Origin of the sequence: Streptomyces sp. 150FB, from assembly GCF_000818195.1 — a bacterium.
Taxonomy (GTDB): domain Bacteria; phylum Actinomycetota; class Actinomycetes; order Streptomycetales; family Streptomycetaceae; genus Streptomyces.
In genome coordinates this window covers 8,850,286-8,851,700 of the sequence record NZ_JTHL01000001.1, presented here as the reverse complement: position 1 = coordinate 8,851,700, position 1,415 = coordinate 8,850,286, and the positions used below count along the sequence as shown (strand labels likewise).

The following is a 1,415-nucleotide window of genomic DNA, read 5'->3' as shown; positions in this document are numbered from 1 at the left end:
CACCGCCAACAGCGCCACAACGAGTCCGACCGACCGCGGCAACGCGACAGCCACCAACCGCTCAGGACCCGCACCCCGACCCACCAAATACCGGGCCAACCTATTCGCCCGCGCGTTCAACTCGGCATAGGTCAGTTCGACATGGCCGCTGACCACCGCCGTAGCCCCGGGGGTCCGAACGACCTGCGCCTCGAACAATTCCGGCAACGTCCCATCCGGGACCTCACGCGTCGTGTCGTTCCAATCCACCAGCGTCCGCCGCCGCTCGTCAACGCTCAGCACGTCGATCTTGCGGATCAGCACGTCGGGGTCGGCCGCGACCGCCTCCAGCACGCGCACCAACCGATCCGCCACACCTTGAACTGTCGCCTCACTGAACAGATCGGTCCGGTAATCCAGTTGCCCTTCAAGGCCGGCGGGTGTGCCGTCTTCGGTGTGGGTTTCGCCGAGGTTGAAGGAGAGATCGAACCTGGCCGCCGTGCTGTTCAAGGGCTCCGTCCCGGCGTTGATGCCGGGCAGGTCCAGGTCGGGGCGGGTGTTGTTCTGGAAGGCCAGCATCACCTGGAACAGAGGATGGTGGGCCATGGAACGGGTGGGGTTGAGGATCTCCACCAGCCGCTCGAACGGCACATCCTGATGCGCGAACGCCGCCAGATCCCGCTCCCGGACCCGCTCCAGCACCTCACGGAACGACGGATCACCCGACACATCCGCACGCAACACCAGCGTGTTCACAAAGAACCCCACCAGATCATCAAGCGCGTCATCGGTACGCCCCGCCACCGGAGTACCGATCGGGATGTCCTCGCCCGCACCCATCTTCGACAGCAACACCGCGAGCGCGGCCTGCACGGCCATGAACACACTCGCCCCGCAACCACGCACGACCTCCACCAGCCGCGCATGCAGCTCCGTCGGAACCGACATCCGGACCGAGCCGCCCTCATACGAGGCCACCACCGGACGCGGGAAGTCCACCGGCAGATCGAGCTGCTCCGGCAGATCCTCCAACGCCTCCTTCCAGTAGGCGACCTGTCCCGCGATCACGCTGTCGGGGTCGTCCTCCCGGCCCAGCACCTCACGCTGCCACAGGGTGTAGTCCGCGTACTGCACCGGCAGTTGCTGCCATCCAGGCGCACGCCCCTGACAACGCGCCGCGTACGCCTGAGAGAGGTCCCTCGCCAGCGGGGCCATCGACCAGCCGTCGGTCGCGATGTGGTGGACCACCATGACGAGCACCCACTCACCGGTGCCCTCGACCTCCAGCAGCCGTACCCGCCACGGCAGATCCCGCTCCAGATCGAACCCCGTACCAGCGATCGCGGTCACCACCTCAGCGACCCGCTCCCCCGTAACCGACTCCACGAGGATCTCGGGCACGCCCGCCTCACCTTGGGCGATGACTTGCCGGGGTT

Annotated in this window: 1 protein-coding gene; it reads right to left on the bottom strand. The window is 66.9% G+C overall.

Features of this window, described 5'->3' with window-relative positions; genetic code table 11:
• The coding region (locus tag QR77_RS37920; protein WP_040026501.1) for a condensation domain-containing protein at nt 1–1,380 on the bottom strand (1,380 nt) is incomplete at its 3' end.
• Between the last annotated feature and the right edge of the window lie 35 nt (nt 1,381–1,415).